Origin of the sequence: Methylobacterium isbiliense (assembly GCF_022179325.1) — a bacterium.
In the GTDB taxonomy this organism is placed as follows: Bacteria; Pseudomonadota; Alphaproteobacteria; order Rhizobiales; family Beijerinckiaceae; genus Methylobacterium; species Methylobacterium isbiliense.
The window spans coordinates 71,010-87,953 of sequence record NZ_BPQQ01000009.1 but is presented as its reverse complement, the minus strand read 5'-3'; the positions used below and the strand labels follow the sequence as shown (position 1 = coordinate 87,953).

At 68.2% G+C, this 16,944-nt stretch carries 15 protein-coding genes and 1 pseudogene; 12 read left to right on the top strand and 4 right to left on the bottom strand.

What is annotated here, in order from left to right:
* Positions 1-689: 689 nt before the first annotated feature.
* Positions 690-788 (bottom strand): annotated as a pseudogene (locus MFF61_RS34020) (ribosome modulation factor); the annotation flags it as partial.
* A 635-nt stretch (positions 789-1,423) separates the two neighbouring features.
* Entirely contained in the window at positions 1,424-1,609 is a 186-nt protein-coding gene (locus MFF61_RS04505) for a hypothetical protein (protein ID WP_238233868.1), read from the bottom strand.
* Positions 1,610-2,011: 402 nt separating this feature from the next.
* Here MFF61_RS04505 and MFF61_RS04500 point away from each other — a divergent pair, with 402 nt between their 5' ends.
* On the top strand, positions 2,012-2,257 hold the full coding sequence (locus tag MFF61_RS04500; protein WP_238233867.1) for a DUF6489 family protein: 246 nt from the start codon (positions 2,012-2,014) through the stop codon (positions 2,255-2,257).
* 529 nt (positions 2,258-2,786) lie between these two features.
* On the top strand, positions 2,787-4,307 hold the full coding sequence (locus MFF61_RS04495) for an integrase arm-type DNA-binding domain-containing protein (protein ID WP_238233866.1): 1,521 nt from the start codon (positions 2,787-2,789) through the stop codon (positions 4,305-4,307).
* 172 nt (positions 4,308-4,479) lie between these two features.
* On the opposite strand, the gene MFF61_RS04490 is transcribed toward MFF61_RS04495, so the two are convergent.
* Positions 4,480-4,914 (bottom strand): hypothetical protein, encoded by a 435-nt coding sequence (locus tag MFF61_RS04490; protein ID WP_147025488.1) that lies wholly within the window; start codon positions 4,912-4,914, stop codon positions 4,480-4,482.
* A gap of 827 nt (positions 4,915-5,741) precedes the next feature.
* Here MFF61_RS04490 and MFF61_RS04485 point away from each other — a divergent pair.
* From MFF61_RS04485 to MFF61_RS04465, 5 genes are all read left to right on the top strand, one after another.
* Positions 5,742-6,419 carry a hypothetical protein gene (locus tag MFF61_RS04485; RefSeq protein WP_147025487.1) on the top strand — a complete coding sequence of 226 codons (678 nt, stop codon included), beginning with the start codon at positions 5,742-5,744 and terminating at the stop codon, positions 6,417-6,419.
* The gene (locus MFF61_RS04480; RefSeq protein WP_238233865.1) at positions 6,416-8,392 is read left to right on the top strand and encodes a hypothetical protein; all 1,977 of its coding nucleotides are present in this window, start codon (positions 6,416-6,418) and stop codon (positions 8,390-8,392) included. The genes MFF61_RS04485 and MFF61_RS04480 overlap by 4 nt, the downstream gene beginning before the upstream one ends.
* Positions 8,370-10,370 (top strand): hypothetical protein, encoded by a 2,001-nt coding sequence (locus tag MFF61_RS04475; RefSeq protein WP_238233864.1) that lies wholly within the window; start codon positions 8,370-8,372, stop codon positions 10,368-10,370. Before MFF61_RS04480 ends, MFF61_RS04475 begins: the two co-directional genes overlap by 23 nt.
* A 471-nt stretch (positions 10,371-10,841) precedes the next feature.
* A complete protein-coding gene (locus tag MFF61_RS04470) occupies positions 10,842-11,006 on the top strand; it encodes a hypothetical protein (RefSeq protein ID WP_170267760.1) in 165 nt (54 codons plus the stop codon).
* Positions 11,007-11,292: 286 nt separating this feature from the next.
* Complete coding sequence (locus tag MFF61_RS04465; protein ID WP_147025484.1) at positions 11,293-12,357, top strand: Shedu immune nuclease family protein; 1,065 nt, start codon at positions 11,293-11,295, stop codon at positions 12,355-12,357.
* A gap of 194 nt (positions 12,358-12,551) precedes the next feature.
* Here the strand turns inward: MFF61_RS04465 and MFF61_RS04460 are convergent, their stop codons facing one another.
* Complete coding sequence (locus MFF61_RS04460; RefSeq protein ID WP_147025483.1) at positions 12,552-12,794, bottom strand: hypothetical protein; 243 nt, start codon at positions 12,792-12,794, stop codon at positions 12,552-12,554.
* A gap of 440 nt (positions 12,795-13,234) precedes the next feature.
* Here MFF61_RS04460 and MFF61_RS04455 point away from each other — a divergent pair, with 440 nt between their 5' ends.
* The 5 genes from MFF61_RS04455 to MFF61_RS04435 are packed head-to-tail and all read left to right on the top strand — an operon-like array spanning position 13,235 to position 16,944.
* Positions 13,235-14,938, top strand: a complete 1,704-nt coding sequence (locus tag MFF61_RS04455) for an AAA family ATPase (RefSeq protein ID WP_147025482.1) — start codon at positions 13,235-13,237, stop codon at positions 14,936-14,938.
* Positions 14,939-14,950: 12 nt separating this feature from the next.
* The gene (locus tag MFF61_RS04450) at positions 14,951-15,178 is read left to right on the top strand and encodes a hypothetical protein (protein ID WP_147025481.1); all 228 of its coding nucleotides are present in this window, start codon (positions 14,951-14,953) and stop codon (positions 15,176-15,178) included.
* Positions 15,175-15,792 carry a hypothetical protein gene (locus tag MFF61_RS04445; protein WP_147025480.1) on the top strand — a complete coding sequence of 206 codons (618 nt, stop codon included), beginning with the start codon at positions 15,175-15,177 and terminating at the stop codon, positions 15,790-15,792. Before MFF61_RS04450 ends, MFF61_RS04445 begins: the two co-directional genes overlap by 4 nt.
* The gene (locus MFF61_RS04440; RefSeq protein WP_147025479.1) at positions 15,785-16,114 is read left to right on the top strand and encodes a L5-gp82 domain-containing phage-derived protein; all 330 of its coding nucleotides are present in this window, start codon (positions 15,785-15,787) and stop codon (positions 16,112-16,114) included. Before MFF61_RS04445 ends, MFF61_RS04440 begins: the two co-directional genes overlap by 8 nt.
* A complete protein-coding gene (locus MFF61_RS04435) occupies positions 16,114-16,944 on the top strand; it encodes a metallophosphoesterase (protein WP_238179409.1) in 831 nt (276 codons plus the stop codon). The genes MFF61_RS04440 and MFF61_RS04435 overlap by 1 nt, the downstream gene beginning before the upstream one ends.

The following is a 16,944-nucleotide window of genomic DNA, read 5'->3' as shown; positions in this document are numbered from 1 at the left end:
AAAGCGCGGAAGGACCCCCTTTTGGACGCCGATTGACACAGGGCCCATTCGCCACGGTAGGTAGCTCCGGCCGCACCAGGTTCGAAGCACTAAGGATTCCATCTGCTGATCGAAGCCCGAGTAACTCCAAGTTCGGCAAGCTCATGATCCTTGAACCGGCTCAGTTCACGCCTGGATCGAGCAGACTGATAGGAATTCGCCACATAAGCAAGAATCATCCCGATGGTCATGATGCTCTCCTGATTGATATTTGTCCGAGATAAGGCAAGTTAAGCTCCTTTCAGAGCACTTTCATCTTGATATGAATTGATTCCAGAAGGAACTTACTGTCGTGTTGGTGCGTAGCTTGCAGCATTCTGCCGCAGATGCGGGATCACCAGCGCCATACAGAGGATTTTAGCACGGTTTTGCTCTGACAGGAGTCTTAATACTCGCGCGCAATAGGTTGTTCGTGGCCAGCTCCCTCGTGTATGATAAAATCGTCAAAAATGAACCGAGTATGCGCAACCGAAGCATCGGCGGAACATGGCAGTCATTATTGATGACAGAGCATTGCCGTGCGATCTACTCGAGATTAAACCTGTTTATGCAATGATCCGCTCAATATCACCTTTGCAATGCAAAGCCCCGGCTACATTCCCGGCCTTTTCCCGGCCCGCTCGAGGGGGGATGACGCCAGCGCACTCGACCTACGTCGGCCCCATCGGCTGGTCGGGAGGCGTTCCCCTCGCGCGGCCATCGTAGCCCTCCATCCACTCCTCGCGCTCCTCCGAGTCGACCGGGTACGGGCATGCATCCCTCGGCCGGCCTTGTTGACGAGCCCGCGCCCCTCGGCAGTCGGATCAACCGCCGGGTTTGTCGGATCGGGGTCGTTGGTCGACATGCACGCTCCAAGTCACGATGGCGCCCGACCAGCTCTACGCGCCTCGGTAACCCGGCTTCTTGTCCTGGCCGGGCCTCGGCCGCCCGCCACCATCCTCCATGGCACTGTGCCCGGGTTTGCCCTGATCGGCGGGATCCGTGGCGCCGGATGAGGTCGCACTCTCACCCTCCGCCTTCGGCGGACGTTGCGCATATGCTCTGAGTCCAACCGCCGGGTGCAGAGGATCATCGTCGAGCTTGGGATCTGTCGGCTTGGTCATGGAGCCTCAACTGCAGCAGCGTCAGAGGGAGAAGGCTTGCTCGATCATCCGGTTCCGGCATCGCTCCTCTGTATGAAGCGAGGCGCTGCCGCGGGCGTGTGGCGCTTCGTCAAGAAGCCTCACTGTGGCTCGACCAAGTGCCTAATGGCGCAGCTTCGTGCTGTTAAGCGGAAGGTTCGCGCCTGGCACCTCGCAGACTTCGGCGAGAACTTGCCAGACTGAGCTTTTCGAGCACGGCGCCGTCGTCGAGCTATTCACAGCTCAGGCTTGGCACCGCGCCTTCAGGACTGAGGCTGACCGGCCTGCTGCGCCGCCGGATCGGTTCCGTCCGGCTCGGGAGCGGGCACCGCGGGCTGCTCGGGCCTGGTCTGCCCGTTGGGCGACTGGCGAAAGCGACCGGCATGCTGGTCGTAGGCCGATTCAGCGAGTGCCTCCGTCGATACCGGCGATACTGGCTTGTCAGGCATGACGTGGCTCCTTGGCTTCCAGCCGGATCAACGCCTCGTTGGCAGTGCCGTTCACGGCCAGTGCAACGGGTCAGATCAGGCAGCACGGGCGATTGCCATCCTATGCAGAACCTTATCCTGCCAGACGATGATCACGGTGTGCGCCAACAGAACGGGCGTCAGCGAGTCTCGTTGAGAGATCGGGCAATGCCGAATGACCTGGAACACCGGAACGGTGACGAAGACCCGTCTGGCGCTGAGGATGGCTTCGTGAAGCGCAAAACCCGGTGGTCGACCCGACCTCAGCCTCGGTAGTTACCACTAGTGATCCGACACGTTTTGCGGAGGGGCCACCTTGCTGCTTCAGGAGCACGGGATCGTTCACGGTTGTCCCGCATTCCTCAGGATGAGGAGGATCTCACGATGCAGGTCACCGCTGATGTCGATTGCACCCCTGAGGAGGCCCGGGTGTTCCTGGGCGTCCCCGACGTGCGGCCGCTTCAGGCCGCAGTCATGGCCCACATGCAAGAGCGCATGTTGGCTGAGGCCGACCGCTTCTCGCCGGAGCGTCTGATGAAGGCCTGGATGTCGCTCTTCGGGCGAGCCCCGCCGCCGGCCTCTTCTCGCACCAAGCGAGACGTCCCGAAGGGATCCGAGCCGACCCCGTAAGCCGTCCCAGGTGCACGAACATCGCCAAGGCAAGCTAGACGGTCCCCCGGATCTTGGTGCGGCCGAAGGGTGAGCCTCCGGTATGGCGGACGTTGCCGCCTCCGCTGCCGTCCACGATTGGTCCCGTGGCGTCGCCAGCTTCCGGGCCTACCCTCCACCGTGTTCCGGGACAACCGAGAGTGCTCCACCACCAAGCGCCCGACCTCTGCTCCGCGGAAGCGAACGGATTCCGGGTAGGGGAGGGGAACAGTGGGGAACACCATGGGGAACATGGGGAACACATCGGCCGCTAGGCTGATGAAAAGGTGTTCTATTCCAAGGAGTTGGTGGAGCGGGCGATCGGGATCGAACCGACGACATTCAGCTTGGGAAGCTATATGGCCCAAGTGAACCCCTCCCGATATTCAGTTAACCATCTCCTCAGAAGCCATTGATGTTGCGTGGTTTTCCTCGTTTAGAGGGGTGACATCTTCGTTGCCACGGCCCGAATACCCATGTTGTATCCCCGTTGTATCCCGGGGGATGGGCCATGGCGAAGGCGGCAGGCAGGGGCAGCTACGAGCGCGAGCGCGTGAGAATGACGGCGGCGACCGTCGAGCGCGCGGCCCGCATGATCCAGGAGGGGAAGCTCGTCGGCCGCGGCGCGGAGATCGCCGACGCGGACACCCCGGGCCTCACCCTGCGGATCACGCGTGCGGCGGGCACGTGGTACCTCCGCCACCGCAAGGGGACGTTCCGCCTCGGCTCCATGGACGCCCTGACCCTGCCGGCGGCCCGGCTCGCCGCCGACCGCGCGCGCCGGGACGTCGAGGCCGGGGTCAACCCGCGCGAGGATCTGCACGTGTTCGAGGCGGTGCTGGCCAAGGGCAAGCCGGTCGAGCTCGCCGCGGACGCCGCGTTCGCGGAGACTGTCGAGGTGCAGTCCGACGAGGACCGCCGCCGGCGCGGGCCATGGCAGTGGCAGGACCTCATGGCCGAGTTCCTCGCATCGAAGCTGCCTGACCTAAAGGAGAGCTACCGGCGCAGCTACTCGGCCTACCACACCGGCCCCGAGTTCGAGCCAATCGAGAGGCTGGAGCTGGCCTCGATTGAGATCTCGGATCTGGAGGAGTTGCGCGACCGCGTGATTGAATCCCGCACCCTCTCCGCCGCGGCCCGCGTCGTCGCGCAGTGCAAGGAAGCGCTGACCTGGGGGTGGCGCAGTCATGCGACGCGCTCGGGGCTCGCGGACGAAAAGCACGCGTGGTGGCAGGAGCGCTGGCACATCGAGTACAGCTCGAAGGCTCGCGAGCACACGCCGACGATCCAGGAGCTCGTCCGAACGCTGCTCGTCATCGAGCATCACCGTACCCTCAGCTCGACTGACCAGGAGACCGAGAACGGCATGCTGGCAGCCGTCTGGGCAGTCGTCCTGACCGGGCAGAGGACGGGCAGCCTCGGACGCACCCGGCGCGACGGCATCATCCCCATGCCCGACATGCCCGGCTGGGAGGTTTGGACTTGGACCGCGAAGGAAATGAAGAGCGGCCGGAAGGGAGGCCGCCCGCACGCCCTGCCGATCCCGCCGGCCGCGATCGCGGCGATCGATCGGCTCGGGGCGGACCCGTCATCGCCGTGGCGCTTCCCCAGTCGGGTCGACGGTAAGCACGTGACCCCGGCCGGGTTCACCGGCCTCTTCCATCGGTTGGAGGGCAAGACGAAGGCCGGCAAGACGAGGAAGGGCAAGAAGGGGCCGCTGTTCAAGCGTCCCCACGGCAACCTGTTCGAGCGCTACGGCATCAGGGTCTGGACCCCGCACGATGCCCGGCGCACGCTCGGGACCTTCCTCGACGAGGAGCAGCTCGGGGGCGCTGGCTCGGCGATCCTGGCGCACGCGCGGGACAAGACCGAGAACCGCGAGGAGGCACGCATCGAGGACGTGACCCGCAAGGTGTACGCTCGGGCTCAGCGCCTGAAGCTTAAGGCGAGCGGCATGGCCCCCTGGGTCGACCACGTCCTGGAGCACTACGAGCGCGAGCGCGCCCGCTTCAAGCCCCTTCCCCTGCCATGAGCGACCCCATCACGATTACAGTCCGCCTCCACGCCGACGGCGAGCTCGTCGTCTCGTCGCCGGGGACGCCCCCGACCCGCATCGTCGCCATCCGCGAGAAGCGCGCCCGGGCCGCGGGGCAGCGGGTCGCCGAGCTCGTCGAAGAGGCCCTGCAGACCCGTGACCATGCCCGTCAGGGACCGACTTCCAGATAGGTCGTCGCCACTAGTCGGCCATTCTCGTCCAGGCGGCCGTCCGGATCCCAGATTTCCATGGAGATGACGTATTCCTCCTCCGGACCGGGTACCCGGCCGTCACCAAACCCGGCCGCGAGGAACCGCGCCCCTCTCTCGTCTGGGACTCTGTAGACGAGGCTGTCCTCGACGCTGACAGCCTGGGCCTCAGCCGTAGCTAGGCCCGACACAATGCGGTGAGCGAAGCCGCCGATGGCGCCGTCGTCCCTCCAGATTGCATAGACGACGCTTCCGCCCATCATGCTCCGCTCGATGAAGATTCTTAGCGGCTCGCCGCGGCGAAGCCGCATCGATAAACTCTTGTCGGACCAGCGGGCCTTCCCCTGGAGTTCCTTTACGAGCTCAAGCGCGGTCTGCGTGGTGTAAGGAGCCATCTGTCCTGCCTCATGCCGACGCCATCGCCGGGAGGCCTGTTGATGTAATCGCAAATACCTGTTGGAACCTGAATCAGATTTGGTTCATAATAGCTTAGCGGGCGGCCACAAATTGTCTGGATCGACAAATTTTCGGGTTTGAACATTCCCGTTTTTTTCATGTGGTAGCCAGACCATCGTGGCCTGGACGTCCGCGATCATCGCCGGCGGACGAGAATTTTTTGAACTGGGGCGGCTAACGAGGCCTGCCGGCGGGAGCATCCCGGCATGCCCAACAACGCCTACGATCCCGCCACGATCCTGCGCGTCCTCACTGGGAGGGAGCAGTCCCGGCCCCGGCCCGCTAGGCACGTCGAGGACGTCCCGGACCCGACGTGGCTCGCCCTATCCCTAAGGGCGCGGAGGCTCGGCCATGGCGGCACTCCGGCCGTCAGTTGGTTGGGTGCTCGCCGACGGGTTTCATGACGGTATCTCCTGAGCGGCCGCGAACCTGTCCCGGCCTGGAAGCCTGCGCAAGCCCGAGGTGCCCGGATCCAAAACGGCGCCAGAGGCCGTCCCGACCGGGTGACCCCTGGGGGCCGGGAAACACAACTCGGCGGCAGGGTATCGGGTAGCGCTAACCCAATACCCTGCGCGCGAACGAACCGGGCCACTGCCAAGCCGTTATGTCACCGGCCCGGTCTGACCCCGTCGAGCGTCGATGGCCGCGAGGCGGCTTGGAAGCCGGTGCTTCGGCGGGCTAGCCTTCCGGCGACACGAACTCGGCGCCGGCCGGCGCACGCCTCGTCACCGACGTGACTTGGCCTCCACGACCTTGAGCGACCACGATGGACGGGCAGCCCGAGACGACCACGAGCCCTGACACGACCCGTCCTGCGCGGGGCGGACCGGCCAAGCCGCAGATCGGGTTCCACCATCGCGACGCGGTGCGCCTCCTGTACATCCTGGCACTCGGGAGCGAGGAGGCCGCACACGATGGGCGCATCTTCCGCGGCGAGAAGCGGGCGATGGCTATCGACTTCCTCGTCCGCTACCCGGATTACTTGGCCGACGAACTCCTGACCCGCTTCGAGACCGAGGGCGATCCTGCCGCCCTGGATGCTGCGTCCGACATCTTCGACGCCGACGAGCCGGACCTTCGCACGGTCGCGATGGTCCGCTGGCGCCGCGGGGCCTTCCAGAACATCGAGATGCCGCTCTCGATCCTCGCGGCGCATGGCCTGGTGCGTCCGCTGAAGCAGACCACCGGCCAGCGCCGGCACGACTTCATCGTCCTTCCGACCTCGTTCGCGTTCATCGAGCGGATCGAGCGCGAGCAGCCGAGCCTTGGCTGGTATAGGTCGCGGGTCGAGCTCGTGATGACGCTGGCCGGCTTCCGGAGCGGCTCTGACCTGAAGGGCGACCAGTATCTCCATCCCGAGTACCGCGACGCCCGCCACGGGACCGAAATCCCGTCCATCAAGGAGCGCGTCCTGGCCCGGCTCCGGAGCCTCAGGGGACGATGATGAGCACGCAAGCCACGGCAGCGGAGTGGATCGAGGCCATCGCCGGCAAGGCATCCCTGCCGATGCCGGTCGTGCAGGAGATGCTCGACCGGCACGCCGTCGAGCCTCAATCCACCTTGCCCCGTAGGAAGAGCCTCCGCATCCGCTCTGTCACGCTGAAGGGTATCAAGGAGGGCACCGTCGCCGACGGCCCGTTCGGCCAGACTTTCACTTTCGGTCCCGGGCTCTGGGCCATCGTTTCGGACCAGAACTTCAGGGGCAAGTCGACCCTGCTGGGCGTGATCCAGGGGGGCATCCGCGGCGACATCCACGAACGCGTGAAGCCGGACGTGTGGCGATGGCTGAGCAAGGCGGAGGTCGTCTTCGAGGCTAACGGCATCGGCCACCGGCTCCTCGTCACGAAGGAGGCGGGCGACCCCGACAAGGGCGCGGCCGGCAGCTTCAGCCGCGAACAGGAGGGCGGGTGGTTCACCCTGTACGAGGGCACGGTCGGGAAGCCTCTCGAACGGGCCGTCGAGGACGCCATGCTGGCGGAGTTCGGCTTCGCCAGGTTCCATGCCCACAACGAGAAGGACGGCAGCCATACCCATGGCTGGCCGGTCATCGCGTCGGCGCTGTTCGTCGACGGTCCGGGCAAGGCCGTGTTCGGCGAGCTGCTGGTCGATGCCATCCCGCTGAGGCTGCTGCAGATGTTCATGGGCCTGCCGTGGGTCAGCACCTACACGGCTGCCGCAACGGCGCTGAAGCGGCTGAGGGCGACGAAGGCCGAGCGTCCCACCGCCTCCCGCGGCCTCGGGGACAGGCTCCGGACTAGGCTCGAAGCGGTCGACGCCTCCCTTTCGTCCGCGCGCGGCCGGGTCCGCCCCGGGCCCGACCGTGCCGTCCTGCGGGCCACGATGCTTGAGCAGGACCGTCGGCTGCTGGCCCTGCGCGAGGGGATCGAGGAGACGCGGCAGGAGGCGGTCAGGGTGGACCGCCAGTTGCAGGGCGCGACGACCCTGCTCCTCGAAACGCGGAGGGCCTTGCAGCAACTCAGGGACGAGCGGGCAGCCGGCGTGGTGCTCCGGACCTTGCGCCCCGTCTGCTGCCCCTCGTGCGATGCCGGCATCGACCACAACCGGCATTCGCGGGCGGACGAGGGTTCTACCTGCGCCTTATGCGGCACGCGCCAGGCACCGGACGAGGACGAGGACGCGTTGCGGCTGGAGGAGTTGCAGCGGGACGTCGACGACGTTGAGGTCAATGTCGCGGAGCTGAGCGCCCAGGCGACCAAGGCGCAGGCGTCGCAGCGGGGGGCCGAGGCGGAGCTTTCCAAGGCCATCGAGGCGTCGCGCGCCACCGAAGCCGCCTTGCGGGCCGAGGGCTCCGCCGACCTAGAGATGGAGATCCGGGGCCTTGAGGCCCAGCGCGAGCAACTCCTCGCGCTGATCGCGGCCGAGGAGGAAGAGGAGGAGAAGGAAGAGGCTGCCACCGGCGCTCATGACGAGGCAGTGCTCCAGGCCGCCGAGGAGGTGACCAAGGATCTCTACGACGGGCTCGCGCGCGAGATCCTCGCCGACGTGTCGAGGGAGATCACCACGCTGTCCCGTTCGTTCGGCGTCCAGAACATCGAGAGCATGGACTGGGGCACCGGGGGGGCGATGCGGATCGTGCAGGGCAAGGCTCCGACCAGCTTCGGGAGGCTGTCCCCGGGAGAGAACCTGCGCGTGCGCATCGCGGCGGCGCTCGCCGTGATCGAGGTGGCCCGGCAACGCATGTACGGCCGGCACCCGGGCCTGCTGGTCCTGGATAGCCCGGGCGCGCAGGAGATGGCGCCCGCCGACTTCGCCGCGTTGCTGTCGCGCGTGCACGAGGCTATCCAGAGCGCGGGGGACATCCAGATCATCGTCGGCGCCCGTGCGGACCCGACGCTCCTCGACGTTGTCCCATGCGATCACGTGACCCACGCTCATGGCGAGCGATTCCTTTTCTGAGCCTGGCTCCGTGGCGCCGTCCGACCTGATCAGACGCCTTCTCGACGACGGCGACGCGCAAGACCTCGGCGACATCCCGGTCGACGAGCTCGCCGCGGCGGCCGCCGATCATGCGGCGGAAGTCGAGGGCGCGCGCCTCTTCGTCATCCTCGCCGAACATCCGCGAGCCGAGGCAACCACGAAGGCCCTGGTCGCGGTGGCGGAGAACGCCGACGTGCTCGCCATGATGGAGATTGCGTCTTGGCTTGGGCGCGGCGGGCAGGTTCCGCCGACGCACCGCCAAGGGCTCGGCCGGGTTTTCCTGGAACGGGCCGCCGACAGGTCGGCCCACTATGGCACCCGCTCCCAGGCGCTGAAGGCGGCGATGATCATGGCCCAGTCGGAGCGGTCGCTGCTCCGGCGCCTCCAAGCCGACCTCCTCGATCTCGACCCGTCGGACGACGGCATCTATCTCCGCCATGCGGCCAGGGTTGCCGGGGCCGTGCTGGCCCACGAGCCCGCCGACGACTTGCGCCACAAGCTGACGGAACTCGCGGATGTCGAGGACGCGGAGGACGAAGCCGCGGTCGAGCTCGGCCTCGATGCGCTGAGAACGGGGCTCGGCGCCACCACGCCGAAAACGGCGCTCGACGCCTTCGGGCGGGCCCGGGGCTGGTTTGCGCGTGCCGAGGACGCGACCGAGACGCGCCTCGATGCCCGGCTTTACCGGAACTGCCTCGACATGCTGGTGGCCTTCCAGGAAGGCCGTACCGGCGAGGATCTCCCAGAGCGGATCGACACCGTCACGCGATCGGCCTTCGAGTACACCGCCTACCTCACCGCGAATGACCGCGAGCCCGAGACGTCGTCCTGGCTCACGGCGAAGGACCTCGAACGCGTCCACTGGACTTCGCTCGCGCTCCGCCTCGGGGCGGTCACGGACAAGATCTCCCGCTCGGCGTGGCTCAAAGTCGCCGCGGTCATGGAGGAGGAGCTTCTGTCCGTCTATGCCGCGAGCCGTACCATGTTCCGGCGAGGGTCCGACGGCGGGCTAGAGCAGGTCGTGCGCCCGATGATCGTGGGCGCGATGCAGCGCGAGCTTCGTTCCCTGGACATCCTGGAGCACTGGATAGAGGAGAACGCCGGGTCCGCTTACCTGCCGGAGGCGATGTCCCTCGGGGACCTCGTGGGCCAAGCCCGGGTAGACCTCGTCACCCACCGCCCTTCCGGGGCGGCGGACGGGAGCTCACCGACCGCCGCCATCATTGAGCACCTCCCGGCGCAGGTACGCGAGACCGTCTCGGCCCGCATCGAGGCCGATGCCGTCATCCTGTACGACGAGACCGTATCCAGGACCGTCGACGAGGTGCTTGGGACAGCCCTTGCCGCCCTCGCCGGGAATGTCGACTACGGGGGGCGAGAGGATGTCCGGAGCTTCGTCGATGTACTGCTCCTAGAGGTCACACGCTTCGTCGTCTCGCGGTACAACCTCAGCAAGGCAACGTATCCCGGCGTCGCCTATCTCTTCAATCGTGACGCGGACAACCCGCCGCTGGAAGCCGATCTCCAGCATGACTTCGTCAACTTCCTCATGGGTTCGCGGCTCGCGGAGATCTGCCGACCCGAGGCCCGGGACCTCGGCGGCGGGCGCGTTGATGTCCTGTTCACCTACAGATGGATGAAGACGACGTCCGAACTGAAGCGCTCCTTCCCGAAGCTGACGCTTAGCGACTTGGTCGACCGATACGGCCCGCAAGCCATCTCGTATCAGGGCACGAACATCGCGCTTTCCATGCTGATGGTCCTCGACCTGCATGACCGAGCCGGAGCCCAGCCCGACATACGCGACCAGATTGGCGTCCATCATCGAACCGTTGCGGACAGCTCGGTGGAGACCGCAGTCGTCCTTTTCCGGGTTCAAGGGAAGCGGCATACCCCGTCGGATGTCCCGGAAGCCGCCCTAACACCATCAGGGGCCAACCAAGCGAGCGACGAGTAGCCGCTCGTGCATGAGGTATTGGGTAGCGCAAACCGATATGGCGGCCCCTAATCACTCTAGGTTGCTTCAGTGCGGAGCTTCGATGCGTGGGAGCAAAACAATGGCTCCGGCTATCATCACCAACGTCTCAACCAAAGCTGACAGAGGCAAACGCCGACCGTTTACCATGCCTCCAATCGGGCCTTCCCTCGGCTGGTGCCTGGGCCTAATTTTCAGGGCGTGCACAAGACGCCCCCTGACCTAGTGCTCAGGGATGACACATCGTGAGCGATACTGCCGGTGAGATGACCTAGCCCCTGTCCTCGTGCGCAGGGATGACAGCGTGTCTTTTACAGCCTTCAAGTGATCGAGATTTACCCGCCCTAGTGGGCGAGGTGTTCAGAGGGCCCCGGGGCGATGCCGGGGCTCTTCTCGTTATACGCCTCTGCACGCGGGCTTGCCCGCGGGTGGGGCCTGCGCGACCCTCTCGGCATGCCCGACTATCACGACCACCCCGAGCCCGCGCTGTCCCGCGCGCTGCGGGAGCGCCGGCATGCCCTCGGCGATCCCGAGGCGTGGGAGCCCGCTCGCGCGGAGGCGCTCGCGGACGGGGCAGGCTACGATGCCGAGACCGCCCTGCGCGTCTTGCGGGGATGACCCCGCCACGGCGGCCGGCCTGCCACGAGGAGGACTTGGTGCTGATGGTCCGCCTGAGCGCCGACAGCGAGCTGGTCGTCGCGTCGCCTGGGATGCATCTGCACCGGGTCGTCGCCATACGGGCGAAGCGCGGGGCCGCGCCGCGGGGCAGCGGGTCGCCGAACTCGTCGAGGAAGCCCTGCAGGCACAGGGGCGCGGATGAGGGCGTACGTGGTGCTTCGGAATCCCTGGACGACGTTCTTGGTTTGGTCCAGGTTAGCTGGGCAGCATGCCGCCGGAGCGGATCGTGGAGCCCACGAAGGTTTACGTCGATGAGCGCGACCCCACGATCAATCCAAACGTTCTCGGCCGCAAGGAGGTCGTCCTCAAAGACGGGCAGAAGGATCGCTCGAAGGTTCGACGGATCGCGCGCCTGACGAGCGTCCGCGACCGGCACACCGGTGAGCACCATCACGACGCGCTGAGCATCAAGACGATCGCCCTCTCGAAGGAGGCGTGCACGGTCGACCTGACCCGCTCCGTCCAACTCGATGGTGAGGAGACCAATCGGCTCGCGGACTTCCTCGCGGCGGCGCGCAGCGGGGCCCTCCCGCCCTCCACCGGCGGCTACATCGTGATGCCGACGCGAGGCGGGCCCAAGGACGTGATGCAGGCGCTGCGCGACCTCGCCGCGCCGGATCGGCTCGACGCGCTGACCATGCTCCTGCGGGAGGCCTCGGAGAAGCCCGACGTCCTCGGCGCTCTCGTCTCCCGGCTCGCCCGGGACGATGGGTTCATCGAGAAGGCGGCCGCCGCCATGAACCTCGCCGTCTACCGTGAGGTGGTCGACCGGTTCGAGGCTATGATCGAGGCTCCCGACACGAGCGAAGGCGACTTCCAGGCGCTGCTCGAACGGCACCCCTGGCTGTTCGGGAGCGAGTACAGCTGCATCCTCGACCGGCGCCGGTGGACGCGCGACGAGATCGCCGACTTCGTGCCGCGGCGGACGACGGACGGCCGGGTCGAGCTCATCGAGATCAAGACCCCCCTGAAGGGGAAGGCACTCTTCACCTTCGACACCTCGCACAAGGTCTGGGCGCCCGGCAGCGACCTGACGCGGGTGGTGGCCCAGGCCGAAAACTATTTGGAAAAGCTCGACCGGAACCGGGACTCGATCCTCGCCAACGACGGGGAGGACGTTACCAAGATGCGGGCCCGCATCATCATCGGCAGAGACCTGAACGACGACCAGCGGTCGGCCCTGCGGCGGCACAACGGCCACCTCCATCGCATCGAGATCCTGACCTTTGACGCGCTGCTCGCGATCGCCCGGCGGGTTCTGCGGCACTTCGAGGAAGCCCAGAAAGTCTGAGGTTGCGCCCGGCACAGCACAGAGCCCAAGGGGAAGAGGAGCGGGACCAAGCGCTGACGCAGAGATCAGCGGCGCCCGGGGTGCACGGTGTCGCGCAGGTCGGCAAGCGCCCGGTCGGCCCGGGCCAGGGTCCCGAGGACTGCCGTGGCAGAGACGAACGTCGCGGTCGCGACGAGGCCCGCAGGCGCCTTAGATCAAGAGCATGTCCACAAGGCCGCTTTGCTCGCGAGGTGCCCATGGCTCTTCAGGACGACCGTGATCGCCCCGGCGAGCTGGCGGTCGTCGTGGCCGATGGCGCGCCCGCGGGCGAGGGTCTCCTGGACGAGGGCGGCCGGTTCCTGTGGGGTGAGAGCCTGCCCGAACATGGCGACCTCGATCGCCGGGCGGCCGTCCACCGGCAGTGCGACGAGCGCGGCCGCTACGTCGTCGTAGACCATGACGGGGGGCCTCATTGAGTTCGTCACCCCGACTGCCGCAAAGGCGGCGACGACGTCGGGCTCTCCGCACCTGGCGCCGACGACCCGGCCCCGGAACACCGTCTGCGCCGGTTTTGGGAGCCGATAGAAATCCCACGCCGCCCGGTGCTCTTCGCTCGCGCTCGCCATCGTTCGCCCCTCCGCTACCCCTCCGACCAAGTGTAGCATCGGCGAACGATTCGCGATGGGAAGGGGCCGGCCCCCAACGTCCAGGGATATCTTCACCACGCCCCCCGATCGCGCGTTGCCTCGGGAGTCCCCGCCTGCCAGGGTAACCGCCTCACCGCAGGGATCGCCCTCGTGTTCGCAGCTCGCTTGTTACGGAAACGGATAGCCGCCGCCTGAGCCCTGCTCGGCGCGCCTCTTCGCGCATCCTGATCCCGTACCTGCGAGCTCCTCCCGTGACCAAGCATGCTGCCTCGTCGGCCGCCGCCGTGCGCGCCGCCATCCTCGACCCGCGCCCGTTCGCCGGGCCCCGTGACGGTCAGGGCACCCGCACCCGCGTGCAGCTTCTCTACGGCGGAGGGATGCTCGGCCACGACGCCGTCACGGATCTGCGCGCCCGCCTTCAGCCGCTCCTCGGCGCGCCGGGCCTGCGCGACCGCACGCACGCCGCGCTGACCGCCGCATTCGAGGAGGCCACCGTCGGCAGGATCTCCACGCTGGAGCGCATGCTCGCGAGCGAGGCCCTCCGCAACAGCCTGCCGACGCCGACGCTCGCGCTCGTGCGGGACGTGGGCGGGGTGCTCGTGTTCCACCTCGCCGAGCTGGGCTGCGAGCTCGCCTCGGCCAGGCTGGCGGCCGAGCTCCTCTCGACTGCGGCCGCGCAAGTCCGGGCCGCCCAGCTCGACCGCGCCTTCCTTGTCGTGCGGCACGCGCTGCTGCGCGCCGAGGACGCCCAAGCCACGTTCCGGGACGTGCCATACGTGCCCGGCCCCAGCTATCCGAGGCTTGAGAGCTTCGACGTGGAGGCGGCCGCGTGGGTGCAGGCTTGGACGACGTTCGGGTCGGCGCTCCGCATGGTAGAGGACGAGGACACGATCCTGCGCGGGGGCGCCGGGCAGCGGGTCGAGCCCCCCGTCGTGCAGGACGGCGACCTCGCCCTCGATCTGCCGGATGTGCCGCCGGGGCAGCTCTCCGCGGAAGAGATCCTCGCCGTTGCTAACGCGCGCCGGATCCTCGACGAGGGCGCACGCCGTCGGGCGGCCCGGCCAGCCCTGTCGCTCGTCGTCTTCCCCGTGATGACGCACCTGCCGGAGCCGTCGAAGAGCATCCGCGACCGGGGCGACAGCCCGCGCGCGCTCGCCGAGCCGTGGGCCGGCAAGCCCATGCCGCTCGTGTCGGCGCCGGATCCGGCAGCCTTCGTCAAGCGCCTGCGCGCCCGCTTCCCGTGGGCGGTCGAGGCGGTCGAGGCCTACGCGGCCGACCTTGTCGGTGCCCCCTACGCCCGGTTTTCCCCGCGGATCCTCGTCGGCCCAGCCGGCTGCGGGAAGACGGCGTTCGCGCGGGCCGTGCTTGAGGCGGCCGGGCTCGACGTCACCGTCTACGCCGGTGCAGGCCAGATGGATGGCGGCAGCTGGGCTGGTACCAGCAGAATGTGGGGATCCTGGCGCCCGTCCGTGCCGGCCCAGGCATGCCTCCGCTTCGGGAAGGCCTCCCACGGCATCGTCGTCGACGAGGTCGAGAAGGCGGGCGACAGCCGCCGATGGGGCCGCCTCGACGAGACGCTCCTCCCGTTCCTGGAGAGGGGCAGCACGGCCCGGGCGATCCACGATCCAGCGTTCGAGTGCGCCCTCGACCTCTCGCCCGTCTCCTATGTCCTGACCGCCAACTCGCTCGACGGGCTCTCCGCCCCGCTGCGCGACCGTTGCCAGGCCCTGGAGTGGAAGGCTCCGCGCGCGGAGGACCTGCCGGTCGTCGCCGCGGCGATCCTCGACGAGCTCCGGCGCGAGCGCGGCTTCGACGAGGCGTGGTGCCCCGCCCTCGATGGGGGCGAGCTCGACGTCCTCTCGGCATGGCGCGGCGGCAGCCTGCGCCCCCTGCGCCGGATGATCGAGGCGGTGGTGGCCAGCCGCGAGCTCTTCGCGCGCCGCCTCCCGAACTGAGGGGGGCGTGCCGTGGAGAGCTCCGACACGCTCGACGTCATCGCGTCGCGGATCCGCGCCGCCTGGGAGAGCGGCCGGGTCTGCTCCCTCGTCGGCCGCGGCTGCCGCGCCCGCGTCGTCCGCATCGGCCGGCTCGTCGAGGCCGGCCGGCTCGATCCCGCCCTCGGCCTGCGGCTTGCCCGCGAGGTCGAGGCCCTGGCTTTCTGTTTCGCCCCCCTGCCGCCGGAGCCCATGCCGTGATCGCCGAGGAATTTCTGAGCATCGCCGGGCCCGCCCTGCGCCACCACCGGGGCGCCGACAGCGTCACCGTCCTCGCGGTCGAGCCTTCGCCGCACGGGCCGCTCGTCCGGTGGCAGGGGCCGCTCCTCGCCGTCGAGCGGGAGCGCAGGGCCGACGGACCCAGCACGTTCGTCGGTCCCCTTCCGAGGCCCTTCCTGCTCGACCTGCTCGCACGCGTCCTCGCGTGCCGATGGCGAGACGGCGCGCCCCGGTGCCCGCCGGACTGGCAGCAGCGCCTGGCCAGGCGGCACCGGCGCGTGTTCGGCCAGGGCTGCTTCGAGTGCGGCCCGGGATGGAAGTGGCTGTGGGAAGGCGCGGCCGAACTCCTGCGCGAGCACGGCATCGCCGACGGCTTCCACACCACGCAGATGAAGGAGAAGTTCGGCTCGGCGCGCTGGTACTACGACGCCAACGAAGACTGCGAATACACGGCGAATACTGTCGATGCCGTCGAGCATCTATCCGCCTACATCTGCGAGGAATGCGGGAAGCCCGGCCGCGTACGCCAGGGAGGCTGGCTCCGGTGCCTGTGCCCGGAGCACGCCAACGGCAGGCGGGTGGTCGGCGGTGGCTGACGTCTACCGCAACCGCACCCGCTGCCGGTGGAGCGTCCGCATTTCCGGACGCGTGGTCGGCCACCGGCTCGGGGTCGTCCTCATCGGTGTCGCCTTCCGGGCATCCGAGGTGGCCCGCCTCCGGTGCCTGCGGGCGGGCGCGCGCGACGTCCATGCGTGGGCCTCCGGCGAACTCGCCGACCTGCCCCGGCCGCCGGGCGCGCGCCGGCTCAGGTACCGGCTCACGGAGAGCGGCTTCCGGATCGAGGGGCGGGTCGTCGTACGAGCGGCGGCCGCGTGGTTCGAGGCAGACGGCACCGCCTGGTGCGAGGGGGGAGAGTGATGGTCACGGTCTGGATCCTGTCCGACCTGCACGTCGACGCGACGCCGTGGACGCCGCCGCCGGGCCCGCGCGTGGACATTGCGATCGTCGCCGGAGATGTGGCCGACGGCCTCACCCGGAGGGCGCTCCCGTGGCTGGCGGAGCACGTCGTCCCCCGGGCGCGGGAGGTCGTCTATGTGCCGGGCAATCACGACATGTGGCGCGCGCGCTACCCGGACGAGCTCGCCAGCGCCCGGGACCTCGCCGAGGCCGCAGGGATCACGCTCCTCGACAGCGGGCAGGCCTGCCTCGTCGACGGCGTCGAGATCACCGGGGCGACGCTCTGGACGGACTACGCGATCGCGGGCGAGGAGCGTCGCGAGCTCGCGATGCGCGTCGCCGGGGACCGCCAAGTCGGCATGAGGGATCACAGGCTGGTGCAGATCCGGGATCGAAACGGCACCCCCGCGCCGTTCCGGCCGCCGGCCGCGCTCGCGCTGCACCGGCAGCACCGGGCGTGCATCGAGGGGCGGCTCGCGGAGCCTTGGAACGGACCACGGATCGTCGTCACGCACCACGCTCCACACCCGCGCAGCCTCCTGCACGGCGAGGTCCGCGAGCCGATCGACGCCGCCTACGCGAGCGACCTGACGCCGCTGATGGAGGGCCCCGGCGCCCCGAACATCTGGATCCATGGGCACGTGCATCGGTCGGCCGACTACCGCATCGGGCGCACGAGGGTGATCGCCAACGCCCGCGGGCACGACACCTCGCACCGGCGCCGGGACGGCATGTGGGCCGTCGAGCTGGAGAACCCCGCCTTCGACCCCTTCCTCGTCATGGAGATCTGA